This is a genomic window from Pedococcus sp. P1_H8 (assembly GCF_056405175.1).
In genome coordinates, this window is sequence record NZ_JBFUCP010000194.1 from 1 (window position 1) to 472 (window position 472).

A 472-nucleotide genomic window follows, 5' to 3' on the forward strand; every position below is an offset into this window, starting at 1 on the left:
CAGGTAGAGCCCGAGGAGCAGCGGCAGGCCCACGTAGGCCGCCGCCTCGACGACCGTCGCGGCCCGCCAGAACGTCGAGAAGGAGTCGGACCAGAGTCCGAACAGCACCGCGGCCGTCCAACCGAGCGTCGCCACCACCACCGGCCAGGACCCGCGGGCCCGCATCGCCACCTCACCCAATGCCACCGCGCCCAGGTAGGGGACCAGCCCGGCCACGCCCCAGGGGTGGGCCGCGAACATGGCGGCGGCCAGCGCCGAGATGACGAGCGAGACCGGCAGCGGCCACTTCTCGCCCACGACGAACGCCGCGGCCGCCGCAGTCGCCAGCAGCCAGTACCCCCACGGAACCTGATAGCGACCCGGATACGTGCTCGCCAGCAGCAGCACCGGCACCAGGACCAGCGGCGCGCAGCGCAGCAGCAGGCGCAGGTCGCGGCGGGGGCTGGTCGCGGTCACAGGTCTACGGTAGGCG

Annotated in this window: 1 protein-coding gene; it reads right to left on the bottom strand. The window is 73.7% G+C overall.

The genetic code is table 11. From position 1 onward, the window contains the following. Positions 1 to 456: hypothetical protein (locus AC1DYG_RS19550; RefSeq protein ID WP_477641515.1), on the bottom strand; the 456-nt coding region annotated here is incomplete at its 3' end. Positions 457 to 472 lie beyond the last annotated feature (16 nt).